Raw genomic sequence first — 641 nt, 5'->3', positions numbered from 1 at the left:
TACCACGGAGTGATTCATGACTGGGGTGAAGTCGTAACAAGGTAACCGTAGGGGAACCTGCGGTTGGATCACCTCCTTACCTTAATTCTCAGCGTCTGCTGAGTGTTCACACAGTTTGCTTGATATGAAAGAGTGACGATGGCCTTTGTGCTCATGGCATAAAGGCACAGTTTTGGGTCTGTAGCTCAGGTGGTTAGAGCGCACCCCTGATAAGGGTGAGGTCGGTAGTTCGAGTCTACTCAGACCCACCAAATTCCCCTCATGCTGCGTTGAAGCGCTGCTCGTTTAGGTGACTAAACGTCGCACCCCTTCGCCTTGCCTGAGACGAATTTGGCAAAACGGTCGGCTAAATGGGGCTATAGCTCAGCTGGGAGAGCGCCTGCTTTGCACGCAGGAGGTCAGCGGTTCGATCCCGCTTAGCTCCACCATTGACCGTCGTCATAAGTTGTAAGCTTTACGCTGTAAGAGAAAATCCCTCTCTTAAAGCTGAAATCTTAGAGCTTAAACACTCTGTTCTTTAACAATTCGGAAAAAGCTGATGAATAAAAGTAGTTCTTGATACTGCAAGTGTCTTGGAACTTCTTGGCGAAAAATTGTTGTAAGCATCCGTCACTGATGCAGCAGCCATCAAGCCAGTTCCC

The 641-nt window shown here is 48.8% G+C and carries 2 tRNA genes and 1 rRNA gene; all 3 read left to right on the top strand.

The window, feature by feature from the left end:
- Positions 1-79 (top strand): 16S ribosomal RNA (locus C7I36_RS16910); the annotation flags it as partial.
- A gap of 95 nt (positions 80-174) precedes the next feature.
- Positions 175-251: transfer RNA gene (locus C7I36_RS16905), tRNA-Ile, on the top strand.
- A gap of 101 nt (positions 252-352) precedes the next feature.
- Positions 353-428 (top strand) — tRNA-Ala (locus tag C7I36_RS16900).
- Positions 429-641 lie beyond the last annotated feature (213 nt).

Origin of the sequence: Zobellella taiwanensis, assembly GCF_003012795.1 — a bacterium.
GTDB lineage: Bacteria > Pseudomonadota > Gammaproteobacteria > Enterobacterales > Aeromonadaceae > Oceanimonas > Oceanimonas taiwanensis.
Note: the sequence above shows the minus strand (reverse complement) of the source record. Positions and strands in the feature narration are given on the sequence as shown.